Below are 13,978 nucleotides of genomic sequence, written 5' to 3'. Positions count from 1 at the left end.
AATGGACCGCATCTGTTGGCCGTCGCACGGCCAGTTTTGAGATCTACGCACAACCGACAGATCGCTGGGGGCGCCCCACATCAGAAAGTGGCCTGCTCCAGATTGGTCACGTCGTATGTCCAGACGCGGAATGACTTCAGCACATGAGGGCCGAAGGAATTGATGAGCGGAACGTCCGCGGCGTCTCTACCGCATGCAACAACGATCCGGCCGATGCGGGGCACGTTGTTGCGCGGATCGAACGTCATCCATTGACCGCCAAGATAGACTTCGATCCAGGCGCTGAAATCCATTGGGTCAAGGATCGGAACCCCGATATCACCGAGGTGACCGTTGATATAACGGGCGGGAATGTTCATGCAGCGGCATAACGCGATGGCAAGATGGGCATAATCTCTGCATACGCCGATGCCTTCGTCGTAAGCCTCCAGCGCTGTTCGTGTCGATCGCGCATCCTTGTAGCCGAAGGTGATGTGCCGGTGGACAAAATCGCAGATCGACTGGACGCGTCCCCATCCCGGCGCGAGGTTTCCGAAATTGTCCCACGCGATCTGGCTTAGCTTGTCAGTTTCACAATAACGGCTCCCCATCAGGTAGACGAGGCAGTCGTCGGGCAAGGCTGCCACGGGCACCTCCTGAGCGTCCCAGAAGACAGGATCGTGCAGACCGCTGTCTTCCATCGTCCCGTCACCCCAGATCTGAAAATCACCTGCCGGCGCCATAAAACGGCGGCAAACATTGCCGAACAGATCCAGATATGTGGACGTCGCGACTTCAGGGTTGGTTAGAACAACGTCCGGCGACCGCACGTCAGCGGCACGTTCACGGCGTGGCGTCAACAGAGACAGCATCGGGGTCGATTGGCTGCATGTCATCGTAATATCGTAGCCGTAACGAATAAGCATTTGGAAACACTCCCTCATCGCGCTCGCTTGTACAGCAGACGGGGCGCTTTCCATCGACCAAGGGGTTCAAACTCGAAGTTTCACCTTAGGGTACCGGAGGGCATACTTCAAACACCGAATGGCGATTGCGAGCATAGTGGTTTACCGCTGCAATCAACAATTCGATTGCGCATCGAAAGGGACAATCTGACTCAAAATCACAAGCGATGAGATGCGAACCTCGGACCCGTAGATAACTGGCGCTTGCCTGCTTTGCGTTAAGGATCTCTAGTTCCCCTTGGCGCTGGGGACGTTGCATGCACCCCCGTCGACACGGAACTGAGGCTCGCCGGCTAACGCTCCGGCCGCGGCTTCTCGATCCCCCGGATACCACCAATCTGCTCAGCGAGGAAGTCGATCATCCGCGCCCATTGGGAGGAAATCCTGCGGCTCATGGTGACCATCAAACTCAAGGAAACCACGGCGTCGGACATTTTCCGACGGCTCAATTCCTACTCCAGGCAGAACAGTCTATACACGGCACTCAAGGCGTTCGGCCGCATCGTCAAAACCCTGTTCATCCTGCGCTACATCGACAGTGTCGATCTGCGAATGGACATCGAAGCCATGCTCAACAAGGTCGAACTGGCCAACCGATTTACCCGCGCGGTGGCCGTTGGCAGCCCACGCGAGTTCATCTTCGCCCTGCAGGAAGACCAGCAGGTGGCCGAAGCCTGCAACCGCCTGATCAAGAACGCCATAATCTGCTGGAATTATCTCTATCTCGAAACGAAGCTACGGGCGGCCGATCCCGAAACGCACACCGAAATGATGAAAACCATCAAGGCCCACTCGCCGCAGTCGTGGGCGCACATCAACATGCTCGGAGAATACGATTTCTCCGACAAAAAACTCGCAGACAGCTTCGGAATCCTCCCCCTGAAAAACAACCCTTGAAACCAGGCCGCTAACGGGGGAACAAAAAACCTAAAATAAGCCAACACGTCAATGTCTTGGCCGAAATCCTATGTCGCAATCTGTACCTTTGCGGGGACGGACCCTAGTGTTCTGGAATTAACGGAAGGATTCCCTGCGGCTGGCAAATATGCGAGTCTGGGTCCATGGACACGGACAAGAAGTTGTTGCTGTCGCCCGAGGATCGGGTGCGGCTGGAAGGTTGGGTGGCGGCCCGGAACACGCCGCAGAAGCTGGTTTGGCGGGCGCGGATCGTGCTGATGTGGGCGGACGCGTCGAGTCTGGCATCGATTGTGCGGACGCTGGGCAAGACCAAGAAGACGGCCTATCGCTGGCGCGATCGTTATCTTGAGCAGGGTGTCGATGGGCTTGCGCGCGACGCGACCCGGCCTGGCCGTAAGAAGCCGTTGAGCGCCGAAGTCATTGCGCGTGTGATCGAGATGACGCTGCGAGAAAAGCCACCGGCGGCCACGCAATGGAGCGCGCGCTCGCTCGCCAAGGCGGTTGGTCTGAGCCACACCAGCGTACAGCGCATCTGGGCGGCACATGGGCTCAAGCCCCATTTGACCAAGACGTTCAAACTGTCGAACGACAAGCGGTTCGTCGAGAAGGTGACGGACGTCGTCGGTCTCTATCTTGATCCGCCGGACCGGGCTCTGGTGTTTTCGGTCGACGAGAAGAGTCAGATCCAGGCGCTGGACCGCACCCAACCGGGCCTGCCGATGAAGAAGGGTCGGGCGGGAACGATGACCCATGACTATAAGCGGCATGGCACGACGACACTGTTTGCCGCCCTCGATGTCGCGACCGGCAGGGTGATCGGCGAATGCATGAAACGTCATCGTCACCAGGAATGGCTTAAATTCCTTCGGCTCATCGACCGCAGCACGCCCAAGGGCTTCGACCTGCACCTGATCGCCGACAACTATGCCACCCATAAACACCCGGCGGTCAAAGCCTGGCTGGCCAAACACCCTCGCTTCCATATGCATTTCACCCCCACTTCGGCGTCCTGGCTCAATCAGGTCGAACGCTTCTTCGGCTTGATCACAGGCGATCGCATCCGGTGTGGCGTATTCAAGAGTGTCGCCGAGCTCGAAGCTGCAATTCAAGACTATCTCGATCATCACAACGCCGATCCAAAGCCTTTCGTTTGGACCAAATCCGCTACCGACATTCTTGAAAAGGTCGCCCGCGGGCGACAGGCGTTAGAGTCACAACACTAGGTAGTCGTAATCACCTTGAGCGGAATAGAACCGGTGACCCGTCTTCCGAATTTCGGGGCGACGTCTCAAATGCGCCAATTGCGGCCAGCACTCGCGTTCAGTGCCGAATTATCGATGCTTGACTTTAGCTGCCGTCCACGGCCGCGAATAATTTTGTGAAACCGTTGATGAGATTCTCATCACTGTAGACCAACGGGTCACCCTGTGCTTCGACCATTCCCTTCATGGTGAGCAGACCAATTGCCGATAGATACGCAAGGAATGCGAGGAGCCTTGGTTCGATTTTCCCGCCGACGGCCTGTCCCTTTTCGATCAGCGCAACCGCTCCACTAAAGATCATCGCGTTGAGCGGGCGAATACGGGCGAACTGTTCTGCCGACCATTGAATGCCTGCCGATCCCGCAACCTGGCCGAACATGAATGCCAGGCGGAAGTCGTCCATTTGCGCAGTGAAAGCGTGTACCGTCTCACGCACGATCGCCCCAAGCGCCTCGCCGCCGGTCTCTGCGTTTGCAACGGCGGCTTGCACTGCCTGTGCGTGGCCTTCAAGCGTGCTGAATACAAGTTCGAAAACCAAAACGTCCTTGGAGCTGAAATAGTAATACAGCCCTGTCTTCGAAATTCCAGCCTCGCTTGCGACGGCCTCAAGCGTCATGGCCGCAACGCCGCTCCTGAGTAGCACTTTGCGTGCCGCATCGAGTATTTCTTCTCTCGACCTCGCGCGACGGCGTTCCTGGCGAGCCAACCGGCTGGCAGCTTTGTCTTCAACGGTACGGCTATGTTTACTGCTTGGCACAAGTTGCTCCGGTCGATGCGATCGACACACCATACCAGCAGGACCTAGATTCGTCCATATATTGACTTTTTAGACCGTTGGTCTAAAAATGCTATGAGAAGTCTGTTTACCATTAAGTCGGCGTCGAGGAGATTTGCGCATGGACCATCTAAGCCTGACCAATCCTGTATTCGCGGCATACGCCATCGCTGCGACATTGATGATCCTGAAGGGCGTTGCGATGTCCTGGTTGACGGTGATCCGCATGATGGCCGAAAATGGCGGTTTCAGAAATCCTGAGGACCTGAAAAAGACAATGGCCAACCCAAGGCCGAACGACACCCAATTGGTGCCCAACGAGCGCGTTGAACGTATCCGCCGCATTCAGCTCAATGATCTCGAGAATATTCCCTATTTCCTTGTTGCCGGGCTAGTATATGTAACGACAGCGCCATCGCTGCTTCTCGCGCAAGTCCTGTTCTATGGCTATGTCGTGACGCGTCTGCTGCACTTCCTTGCCTACTACACCGCCCAGATTCATGACATTCGCGCGGCATTATGGACTCCGGGCTCACTCATCATCATCTTCATGGCGGGCAGCACCTTCGTGAGCGTTGTTTGGTGAGGAGCCCTTTTCGGCAATGGCGACTGCGGACACGTGGGTGTCCGCTTCGGGGCCGGAAGCGGACTGACAGCTCAGGTCGGAAGGACTGCAAAGGCAGACGTATCAGGCGGGGTAGATTTAGGTGCGGGCTGCCGGTGTCGGAAGATCACTTGCTTGATCGTGGCAAGCCGGCCTAAACCTGATCCGCTAGATCCGGAGCCCCGAATTCCGGAAATCCGGGAATTTGGATGTCTCCCGGCTCAAATGACGGAGAACTGTGATGAACCTGCAGATGAACACAGTGAGAGGCTGGTTTTTTCAGGCCAAGTTGGACGACTTGCGCCGGGCCTACGCTGCCGCACGAGGGTCTTGTGACCACGATCGCGCTCGTCTCGAGCAGCAGTGGGCCGCGTTTAAGGCTGAAGTTGATGCAGGCGCAGCCGTCTTGTACGAGGAAGACGAGGACGGGCAGGTCATCTATGACTACAGCGAACATTTTGGCGATACGAACGCCGAGATCGAGTCCGCGCTGTCGCTCGTCCGCCAAGCCTTCGTGATCTCGCTGCATCATCTCTGGGAGCGTGAGATCAACAAATTCATGAAAACCAAGAAGTACGAGCCGAAAAAGGCCTACCGCGCCCTTGAGGCGGAAGGACTGATCGTAGAGCGCGATGAGCTGGAGCGGCTGCGGCTCACCTGCAATGTCGCCAAGCACAGTGAAGGCGGGTCGGCGGACGATTTATTCGGGAGCAACTCGGAAATGTTCAAGCTTGATGACGCTGACGACAAGCCAGCCTATGACAATCTGATTGTCACCGATGCGGACCTCGAGAGCTTCTTTGCATGCGTGGAAAACTCAGGTTTTCAGCGTCAATCGACCTTCAAAGCTAAAGCGTCATAACGGTGAAGAGGTATAGGGAGGCGATGCAGCCACGCGCCGATCTGTTTCGGTCGGCGTTTTGCGGTTAGCTGCCGTTGCGGTGTGGACCATTTCGGAAGTTCTAGGCGTTCCGGCCGCTTTCTAAAATAGCAACCACTCCACATGCATTTCAATCATGCGAATATCGTTCGGAATCAGCTTCTTCTGCATACTCGCGAGAATGATGACGAACCGCAAATCAGGCCTCCAAGCCGGGAGAGAATAGTGGTCGTTAAGGCGTTAATCGACCATCCGGTAGCGGAATGGGTCTACAGGCGGGCCAATGAGCAACTCTCAGGCCGGGCTTTGTCGTGTGCAGTGAACGCTCGGAACCACCTGGTTCGGGCGCAAAAGATCGCTGACGCCGAAATTTCGAATACCATCGCCTATTTCTGCGCGACACACGCCACCGAAGAGGCGGTTGCGGCGTTCATCGCTTCCGCGAAAAAGCATGGCTACCGAAAGCTGGCCGGGAAAGTGAATATCCATGATCATGCGCAGAAAGCGGTGGTGTCAACCTACGCTCAGATCATTTCGGGTCATGCGGAAGAGTTGAAGCTGGCGGTAGCTCACAACCCTGTTGCGGATGACGTCCTAGCAAGGGTCAGGGTCGGAGACAGTGAGGCGGTCTATCCGCTGCGGCTCCGGCTTTTCTCGTTCAATGAAGATGGTGAGGACCCGTCCTCATAGGCGGCTTCCGATGCCTTTATAAGTTGGTTTCCGGACCCAGCAGCCATGGTTGAACGCGTCCACGAAAGAGCGGGCTTTCGGGATAAAGCACTTTATGCTGGTGATGACGGCGGACCCGCTCTGTCGCGCCAGCAACTGGACGACGGACTTCGTGAGCACACACTCCTGACGCTCGGCCTCATCTGGGCTGCGATGGACGTCACCAGCCATAAAGAACCAGAGCCCTTCATCGTGCAGGTTCTCGGCGCGATATCGGCTGTTATCGACCAAGTAAGACCCCCAAAGGTCTGCAAACACTGCGGAAAGTAATGTCAGACACCGTCAATCACCACTTCATTCCGCAGTTTTATCTAAGGGGCTTCAGCGATGCAGTAGACCGACGGAAGTGCCAGGTTTTCGTCTTTGACCAGTCGACGAAGAAGGCGTTCCGAACGCTGGTAAGAAACATCGGAGCACGACGGAACTTTTTCCGGATCGATGTCGCGGGTTTTGACCCCAATCATGTCGAAGATGGCATGGCCGAGATCGAAGGCGAGATCGCACCGCTTCTCGAGGAAGTGGTCGCCACGAAAAGCTTTCCATCCGACGCTCATTTTTCGTCGGTCATGATGCTGATGGGGAACGTGGCCGTCCGCAACCCTCGCTTCCGGTCGATGATCGAAGACCTTCATGTGAAGAGTATGCGCCGCCTCCATCCCATTGAATCCGGATATTCTTGACCATTGATGTTTGTGCCAGAACGGCTCCGGCAAGAGCTGGAGATTTGGCATGGCGGATGGTGAGGGGTTTGTTGGGCGCTTCGAGGTTGTCGAGGCCCGTCGTGGAAACCGGCGATGGCCCAATGATCTGAAGGCTCGGATCGTAGCGGAGAGCCTCCAGCCTGGTGCGCGGGTTATTGATGTTGCGCGTCGCCATGACGTTATTGCGCATCAGCTTTCGGACTGGCGGCGGCAAGCGCGTCAGGGTCTTTTGACGTTACCTGCGGAGCTGATGGCAGCCGTACCTTGCGAGAACAGCGAGCCATTTGAGCCTGCCTTTGTGCCCCTGGCAATTACGACAGAGCCGCCGCAGACTACCGATGCATCGCCAGTTCTGGAGCCGGTCGCGGCCACGTCGGGGATCGTGACCTTAGAAATCGGCTCAGACCTTGTGGTAAGGGTTCCCGGTGATGTGCCGGTTGATCGGGTTGCGGCTCTGGTGCGAGCGATGCGAGGGACGGCGTGATTGTCGCGGGGCAACGATTGCCGATCCTGATCGCAACACGGCCGGTGGACTTCCGCTGTGGCCATCAGGCTCTGGCATTGATGGTGCAAACCGAGTTGAAGCTCGATCCGCATTCCGGGGTCACCGTGATCTTCCGGTCGAAGCGCGGGGATCGCCTGAAAATCCTGGTATGGGATGGCACCGGAATGGTGCTGATCTACAACGATCTGCATTCATACTGCATCTCTCTTTCGCATTCAGTTGAAGGTTTTGGCTTGGCTGGCATTTTACTTACGCGCGGCGACGCGATCGACGAGCTGGTTCCATCGACTGCATTGCTTTTGCGGTAAATCTGTCTTCGGAAGCTCGTACAGGTAGTAGTGCCCGTTGTAGGCATGGCTGGTGACGAGGCCGTGTTCAGCCCATCTGGCGAGAGTGTGTTCATGGATATTGAGGTGTGCAGCCGCCTCCTTTTTTGTCAACATCCCACGATCCCGGAGCCGGTCATAGCGTGATCTCAGCTTGTATTCGCGAACGAGATAGGTGACGCGTTTGGTTGTGAAGCGTGCATTACGCTGGTCACGGCGCGTCACCGAGCCCGGACGATATCCCTGATCGTTGAGCATCTCTGCTATCTCGGAAAAAATATGATTGTCGAGGAGGTTATCGATCAGTTCGATGATGTCGGGGTTCGTCTTGATCTGCTGGCTGGGAGATTTTGGGCTCATGGTGACGAGCGTCTGGGTTTTACCGCCCTTGAAGCGAATATGAGCCTTGGTTGTGCCTCTCTTCGGTAGTTTGAGGAGGGTGACGTCCTCAATGATGTGGGCAAGCAGGCGCTTTCGTTCGCGGTTTGGGGTCTCTGGATTGGTCCAGAGTTTTTTGAAGTCCGCCGTCATTGCGACCAACCGCTCGTGGACGGCCTTATCGAGGATGAATTGATCGTGCTCCCGGGCGCGCTCGCGCTCTTCGCGGGCATTGGCCAAGATGCGGAGCTTCTCGTTCCATTCGCCTTCGAGCGTGTCGGCGACGAGGCGGTTATTGGGATCGACGAGCATGAAACGGCGCTGGGCGAGATCGGCTTCCGTTTGGGCGCGCTCGATCGCGCGACAGCGCAGCCGATCCGCCTCTTCATGTCGCGCTTCGATCTCTTTGCGGACTTCAATCGCCAGTTCGATGGCTGCCGGCGTCATCTGCTCGGCGATCAGCATACCGATGGCTTCGTCGACGGGAGGTGCAGCGATCGCCTGGCACAAGGGTTCACCGCGATCGCTACGGGCGCGATCACAAACGTACCAGGCTTCCTGCCGGCCGCGTCTGGCCGCGTAGCGCATGCGAAAATGCCTGCCGCATTGCCCACACACAGCCCGCCCCTGCAGCAGCGCCGGGCCTTCCCGCGGAGGTGATGCGACCCCCGCGTTCCATTTGTGGCAGATGTTCGACTTCAGAATCCTCAGGTTCTCCTGATGCTGCTCCCAACTGATGTAGCCGGGATGGGCATCTGGAATACATGCCGTCCAATCATCATTATCTTGTTCACGCACAATCCTCTTGCCATCAATGGTGCGTCGATAGCGGCGGCGGCCATAGGCATAGGCTCCGGCGTAACGTGGATTGTGCAGCACACGCATCGCCGTCGAAGGCGTCAGTGGCCGGAATACCGTCTGGCTGTTGTGCAGGCGCGATGGGAACAGAAGGCCTTCCTTGCGAAAGGCCTTGACGGTCTGGGAGGCGGATCCGACGCGAGAGAACGTCTCGAAGAAATGGACGATCGTCTCTCTGATTTGCATGTCCGGCTCAAGCGCCACATTGCCGGAATGGTCATAGACCAGCCCGGTTGGCAGGGGGCAGCGGAACTCGCCGCGCCGCGCCTTGTTGAGGATGCCGCCGCGCAGCCTTGCCTTGATCACATGCAGTTCGGCTTCACTCATTGTTCCCTTGAGACCGAGCAGAAGCCGGTCGTTGAAGCTTGCCGGATCGTAGACGCCGTCCTCGTCGAGGATCAGGGTGTCGGCAAGGGCGCAGATCTCGAGCAGACGCTGCCAGTCGGCATTGTTGCGCGCCAAACGGGAGACCTCCAGGCCCATGACGATCCCGGCATGCCCCATGCCGACATCGCTGACCAGCCGCTGAAACCCTTCGCGCCAGACCGCCGATGCACCGGACTCTCCTTGATCGTTGTCAATGACGATAATCTGCTCGTCGCGCCAGCCGAGGGCGACAGCGCGTCCCCGAAGCGCATATTGCCGCCTGGCGCTCTCGACGTTCTCAACGACTTGCCGCATGGAAGACTGGCGGATGTACAGGTAGGCGCCGCGTTCGAGGTGATGAGGCTGGACTTTGAGATGTACATTCATGGTGACCTCCGATCGTTGGTGCTCATGGCGATTGTCGCAAGGACGTGAACGACGGCGCGGTGTCCGCCGTGCAGCGGACAAGCAATTGACGCTGGGTAGTTCTGCTCTCGCGGGGTGGTTGCTGTTGCGGTCAGCGCCTGAACCCATGCCCACATGCCCCGGCGCAGAAAGAGCATCAGGCCGCTACGGGCCATAAGCGGCAGCGCTGCGCCGAGGGCAGCCTTGCGCAATACCTCGTACTGGGACGCGATGGTCGACGGTTGGATCGGGCATGCCGCCGTCGCGGCAATGTTTACGTGCCGCTTTTTTTTAGAACCCGCTCGATCGATCTGGGATGAAGCTCGATATCGAGTTCCTGGCGGAGCAGCTTGGCCAGTTCCCGGGCGCGAACGGGTTCTCCTGGGGCGAGCTGCGCCTGCAGAAATGCCAGGACTTTGTCGTCGATCTTGTGGGGACCGCGGGGGCCCGGCTTTGTCGGCACCAGTCCGGCAATCCCGGCCATGTCGAAGTTCACCTTGGCCTGGTAGTAGGTTGGCCTGGAAACACCATACTCGTCGGAGGCCTCCGTCACCGACACCTTGTCGATGGAGACGCGACGCAGCATCTCGTATTTGACCTGGACGGCGTCGTGCGGATCGAAGAACTCGCTGCCCCGAAACTTTGGATCGCGCACCTTCTCGGGGGCGGGATTGAACGTGCCCTCTTCGATAAGGACATCCGTCTTTGTGCGCTTGCTGTCGTACTTCGCAGACATCGATGGCTCCGAGGACATGAAGCGACGTTATCGTAACGTTAATTATGACGTATTTTGCTGTCTCGTCAAGGCAATCCTCATGGTTGAGCATTATGTAGCCCTTGTAATTGCGGAATTAATTCCAGAAGAATAAGACCCATGCGGCATAATAAGCTTTACAGATGCGGCATATTTATCTTTACATTCCCTGCACATCATCGTGTTCCGGAAAGGCGCTCTACCAGGGCGGCCAATTCCATTAAGTCGACGACCCGCAAGAGCGACCGTCCGTTGCCCATGACAACTTCAGGATCTGGGCTCACAAGGTCAGTCCATTGCGGGGGAACGGACCAAACGGTGGCATCCTCTGTCTGCAGCAAAAGACGCTCCCCATGCGGGTTGCAGCGCCTGCCGACACACGGCAACTGCATCGGAAATAGTGGATGAAACGGATGCGTTACCCGTACTAACTGCTGATCTGCATTGGTAGAGGCTGCATTCTCTTGTGAGGTACAAGGTTCTTGAGCAGGGAAACTTTGCCTGGCCCAAGGTGCAGGATGGAACGATGCGTCTTTCGCGGGCTCAATACGAAGCCTTATTCGAAGGGCTCGATTGGCGACGGGTGATGGCGCAGCGAGTGGCAGCGCCGACTGCGGCAGGATGACTCACTGGCTTGATTTTAGCATTGTTTTATTGGGATTTTCTGCTTTCATTTGCTATAAAGCTGCATGTCGCAGCCGATCGATCTCAGCCAGTTCCCGGACCTTCCCGTCGAGGTATTAAACGCCTTTGCGGCGGTGCAGTTTGAGCTGTCGGTCGAGCGTGCAGCACGTCAGCATGAGCAGGCGGTGGTGGCCGAAAAGGACGCCTTCATCACCGAGCTGAAGGAATTGATCGAGAGGCTGGAGAGCCAGGTTCAGGACTACCGCCGCACGAAGTTCGGGCCGAAATCGGAAAAGCTGGATCCGACGCAGATGGAACTGGCGCTGGAAGACCTTGAGACGGCGATTGCCGAAACACAGGCCCAGATCGCCTTCGTCGAGGAAAAGATCGCGGCGAGCGGACCCGATATCGGGAAGGACGTCCCTCGCAAACAGCGCAAGACGCGCTCGCTGCCTGAGCACCTGCCGCGGGTCGAGCGGGTGATCGAGCCCGATAGCATTGCTTGCCCCTGTGGTTGCGGCAACATGGTGCGGATCGGCGAAGATCGGACGGAACGGCTCGATCAAATTCCGGCTTGCTATCAGGTGATCGTCACGATCCGCCCGAAATACGCTTGTCCCAAGGGCCGCACGGGCGTGGTTCAGGCCAGAGCGCCGGCGCATTTGCTGGAAGGTAGCTGGCCGACCGAAGCCCTGTTGGCGCAGATCGCCGTGTCCAAGCATTCCGAACATATGCCGCTCAACCGTCAGGCGACAGTCATGGCCCGACACGGAGTGCCGATCGACCGTACGGTCCTGGCCGATTGGATGGGCCGAACGGGTGCTGCGATCGCGCCGGTGGTAGACCGCATGGCCATGATCCTGAAACAGGGCAGTTCAAGACTTTATGTCGATGAGACCACGGCCCCGGTGTTGGATCCGGGCCGCGGCAAGACGAAAACTGGCTATCTCTGGGCTGTTTTGCGCGACGACCGCGGCTGGAACGGCTCTGCGCCGACTGGCGTGGTCTTCCACTACCGGCCTGGGCGTAAAGGCGAATATGCCGCAGAAATCCTCGACGGCTTCAACGGCACGATCCAGGTCGATGCCTATGGTGGCTACTCGCACCTCGCCACGCTGGACCGCACGGGCGGCGATCCGTTGAAGCTGGCCTTCTGCTGGGCGCATGGCCGCAGAAAACTGATCAAGGCCAAGCCGAAGAAGGGTTCGCCCATCGTCGACGAGGCGTTGTTACGTATCGCCGCTCTTTACAAGATTGAAGACGGCATCCGAGGCCGTGATCCCGAATATCGCCGGGATGTCCGCCAACACCTGTCCCGCCCATTGGTGGATGAGTTCTTCACCTGGCTGTCCGCTCAAGCCGCGCGCGTCTCGCGCAAGTCCGATCTCGGTGAGGCCATGGCCTATATGCTGAAACGCCAGGATGGCTTTCGGCTATTCCTCGACGACGGCTGCGTCGACATCGATTCAAACCTGGTCGAAAACGCCATACGCAGCCCGGCCATGAACCGCCGGAACGCGCTGTTTGCCGGGCATGACGAGGGCGGCCGAAACTGGGCCCGCTTTGCCAGCCTGATCGGAAGCTGCAAAATGAATGGTGTCGAGCCCTACGCCTACCTGCGCGATCTCTTCATCAGCCTCGCAAATGGTCATCTCGCCAAAGATATCGACGCCCTTATGCCATGGGCCTATGCGCAACGGACCAGCGCCTCACAGTGACCTCGTCCGGGACTCCCCGACGTGCTCATAGCACCACCAGCAAGCAAAAGACCTGACCGGTGCAACCGCATAATCAATGGGACGGAGACGCCGCATACTGTGAAGATCGCCAATGGCACGATGCGGATGACGGTTCAGGATAAGGGTCGCTATCACGACTCGATCCGAGAAGCTCGCCAGCAAGGCGCACCGATCCGAGACGACATCAGCTATGAGGACATGAAGGCGTTCATTGAGCGCGGCGAATATAAGATCGCGATCGATCAGACCTACCTCATAGGTCTGGAGCTCGATTCGGTTCCGACGGTCGTCGAACAGTTGGCTCGCAGGAGCTGGTCATTCGCCTCAGCGGCACCAGGGACCACGTTCATCACCTGCGACGACCCTGTGGTTCTGGCTTGGGCTGACGGAAAAGATTGGGGGCCACACTCTCCGGGATTTGGACTTGCCGGCACGATTATCATGTTTCCGATCGCGCCAGAGCTCGCGCTCATCGGGCTATTCGTCAAACAGCCACCGAACCGGAATTTCCGACGCGATCAGGTTGCCGACATGAACACGAGCATCGCAAGGAATGCCACCAAGCAGCTCTATGCCCGTGACGGCGAGTTCGAGATTAACACGAGGGCAGGGCTTTACACCCCTGGTAAGGATCTACCCACCGCTCTGGGGCGGCAGCCGAAGTTAAAGGGCCTGTAGGATGGGAAAGAAGCACGAGTTGAAATTTGGTGACGACATCGTCGGGGCTGTCGAAAACTGGGGTGAGAAAGCTTTTGCCCCGGTGTCTATCGTCGGTGGTCAGCACATGGAAAGGTGCAAATCCAACAGAGAAACTTTTAAGAACAACGACATCAAGCTGACGGATGCCCATGCTGTCGCCAGCAGCGCGTTCATGAATCTCGTTTCGAGAAGCGCAGGGAAGAAGATCGCCGAAGATGCCAACGCGAGCCAGCAGATCAACCTGCTATCGCATTTCATGCAGGGCATACATCTCTGCGAGGAAGCAATCGTCGAATCTCAAATTATCTGCCAAATGAGATCTAAACAGCCGCATTCTTGCTTTTAAGTGCCAAACAACAGGACTTCAGCGAAATCTCCAGATCGCCGGTGCCATAGTGGCCAATGTTACCCACATCGCGGGAAAAACCGTTCTGGAGTGGCTTAACGGGTACGAGCTTCCATTGACTCGTGATGTTGTTTCGGCAACCAAATGGCTACGAGCGGTTGTCGC

Annotated in this window: 17 protein-coding genes and 1 pseudogene; 13 read left to right on the top strand and 5 right to left on the bottom strand. The window is 57.5% G+C overall.

Translation table 11 applies throughout. The annotated features are described in order from the left end of the window. Positions 1 to 80: 80 nt before the first annotated feature. A complete protein-coding gene (locus ACSQ3F_RS21595) occupies positions 81 to 905 on the bottom strand; it encodes a transglutaminase-like domain-containing protein (protein WP_436102318.1) in 825 nt (274 codons plus the stop codon). Between the two features lie 357 nt (positions 906 to 1,262). On the opposite strand from ACSQ3F_RS21595, the gene ACSQ3F_RS21590 reads away from it, so the two are divergent. Both ACSQ3F_RS21590 and ACSQ3F_RS21585 read left to right on the top strand, forming a co-directional pair. Then, entirely contained in the window at positions 1,263 to 1,841 is a 579-nt protein-coding gene (locus tag ACSQ3F_RS21590) for a Tn3 family transposase (RefSeq protein ID WP_436102817.1), read from the top strand. A 164-nt stretch (positions 1,842 to 2,005) separates the two neighbouring features. Further along, positions 2,006 to 3,085: an IS630 family transposase gene (locus ACSQ3F_RS21585; protein ID WP_436102317.1), complete on the top strand. Its 1,080-nt coding sequence runs from the start codon at positions 2,006 to 2,008 to the stop codon at positions 3,083 to 3,085. Positions 3,086 to 3,209: 124 nt separating this feature from the next. Here the strand turns inward: ACSQ3F_RS21585 and ACSQ3F_RS21580 are convergent, their stop codons facing one another. After that, positions 3,210 to 3,914: a TetR/AcrR family transcriptional regulator gene (locus ACSQ3F_RS21580; protein WP_436102316.1), complete on the bottom strand. Its 705-nt coding sequence runs from the start codon at positions 3,912 to 3,914 to the stop codon at positions 3,210 to 3,212. 106 nt (positions 3,915 to 4,020) lie between these two features. Here ACSQ3F_RS21580 and ACSQ3F_RS21575 point away from each other — a divergent pair, with 106 nt between their 5' ends. From ACSQ3F_RS21575 to tnpB (ACSQ3F_RS21545), 7 genes are all read left to right on the top strand, one after another. Next, positions 4,021 to 4,485 (top strand): MAPEG family protein, encoded by a 465-nt coding sequence (locus tag ACSQ3F_RS21575; RefSeq protein WP_436102315.1) that lies wholly within the window; start codon positions 4,021 to 4,023, stop codon positions 4,483 to 4,485. A gap of 259 nt (positions 4,486 to 4,744) precedes the next feature. Continuing rightward, positions 4,745 to 5,365, top strand: a complete 621-nt coding sequence (locus ACSQ3F_RS21570; protein WP_436102314.1) for a hypothetical protein — start codon at positions 4,745 to 4,747, stop codon at positions 5,363 to 5,365. Between the two features lie 243 nt (positions 5,366 to 5,608). Continuing rightward, positions 5,609 to 6,073, top strand: a complete 465-nt coding sequence (locus tag ACSQ3F_RS21565) for a hypothetical protein (RefSeq protein WP_436102313.1) — start codon at positions 5,609 to 5,611, stop codon at positions 6,071 to 6,073. Positions 6,074 to 6,118: 45 nt separating this feature from the next. Then, the gene (locus ACSQ3F_RS21560) at positions 6,119 to 6,382 is read left to right on the top strand and encodes a hypothetical protein (protein WP_436102312.1); all 264 of its coding nucleotides are present in this window, start codon (positions 6,119 to 6,121) and stop codon (positions 6,380 to 6,382) included. Next, a complete protein-coding gene (locus tag ACSQ3F_RS21555) occupies positions 6,382 to 6,792 on the top strand; it encodes a DUF4238 domain-containing protein (RefSeq protein ID WP_436102311.1) in 411 nt (136 codons plus the stop codon). Before ACSQ3F_RS21560 ends, ACSQ3F_RS21555 begins: the two co-directional genes overlap by 1 nt. 49 nt (positions 6,793 to 6,841) lie before the next feature. Continuing rightward, complete coding sequence (gene tnpA, locus ACSQ3F_RS21550) at positions 6,842 to 7,297, top strand: IS66-like element accessory protein TnpA (protein ID WP_436102310.1); 456 nt, start codon at positions 6,842 to 6,844, stop codon at positions 7,295 to 7,297. Positions 7,298 to 7,314: 17 nt separating this feature from the next. Further along, complete coding sequence (gene tnpB, locus ACSQ3F_RS21545) at positions 7,315 to 7,626, top strand: IS66 family insertion sequence element accessory protein TnpB (protein ID WP_436102309.1); 312 nt, start codon at positions 7,315 to 7,317, stop codon at positions 7,624 to 7,626. On the opposite strand, the gene ACSQ3F_RS21540 is transcribed toward tnpB (ACSQ3F_RS21545), so the two are convergent. From ACSQ3F_RS21540 to ACSQ3F_RS21530, 3 genes and pseudogenes are all read right to left on the bottom strand, one after another. Continuing rightward, positions 7,564 to 9,633, bottom strand: a complete 2,070-nt coding sequence (locus tag ACSQ3F_RS21540) for a recombinase family protein (RefSeq protein WP_436099831.1) — start codon at positions 9,631 to 9,633, stop codon at positions 7,564 to 7,566. The two genes, tnpB (ACSQ3F_RS21545) and ACSQ3F_RS21540, sit on opposite strands and share 63 nt — an antisense overlap. Positions 9,634 to 9,925: 292 nt before the next feature. Next, complete coding sequence (locus ACSQ3F_RS21535) at positions 9,926 to 10,387, bottom strand: helix-turn-helix domain-containing protein (protein WP_436099830.1); 462 nt, start codon at positions 10,385 to 10,387, stop codon at positions 9,926 to 9,928. Positions 10,388 to 10,581: 194 nt separating this feature from the next. Continuing rightward, a pseudogene (locus tag ACSQ3F_RS21530) lies at positions 10,582 to 10,815 on the bottom strand (DUF5372 family protein); the annotation flags it as partial. 56 nt (positions 10,816 to 10,871) lie between these two features. Between ACSQ3F_RS21530 and tnpB (ACSQ3F_RS21525) the strand changes: the two are divergent. The 4 genes from tnpB (ACSQ3F_RS21525) (at position 10,872) to ACSQ3F_RS21510 (ending at position 13,813) form a co-directional block, all read left to right on the top strand. After that, entirely contained in the window at positions 10,872 to 11,030 is a 159-nt protein-coding gene (gene tnpB / locus ACSQ3F_RS21525; protein ID WP_436099829.1) for an IS66 family insertion sequence element accessory protein TnpB, read from the top strand. 64 nt (positions 11,031 to 11,094) lie between these two features. Continuing rightward, positions 11,095 to 12,747, top strand: a complete 1,653-nt coding sequence (gene tnpC / locus ACSQ3F_RS21520; RefSeq protein ID WP_436102308.1) for an IS66 family transposase — start codon at positions 11,095 to 11,097, stop codon at positions 12,745 to 12,747. 99 nt (positions 12,748 to 12,846) lie between these two features. After that, the gene (locus ACSQ3F_RS21515; RefSeq protein WP_436102307.1) at positions 12,847 to 13,446 is read left to right on the top strand and encodes a DUF4238 domain-containing protein; all 600 of its coding nucleotides are present in this window, start codon (positions 12,847 to 12,849) and stop codon (positions 13,444 to 13,446) included. 1 nt (position 13,447) lies between these two features. Then, positions 13,448 to 13,813 carry a hypothetical protein gene (locus ACSQ3F_RS21510; RefSeq protein ID WP_436102306.1) on the top strand — a complete coding sequence of 122 codons (366 nt, stop codon included), beginning with the start codon at positions 13,448 to 13,450 and terminating at the stop codon, positions 13,811 to 13,813. Positions 13,814 to 13,978: the final 165 nt, after the last annotated feature.

The sequence above is a fragment of the Pararhizobium sp. LjRoot238 genome, assembly GCF_964252955.1.
Lineage (GTDB): Bacteria > Pseudomonadota > Alphaproteobacteria > Rhizobiales > Rhizobiaceae > Pararhizobium.
The sequence above is the reverse complement of the archived record's forward strand: the minus strand, read 5'-3'. Positions and strand labels throughout refer to the sequence as shown.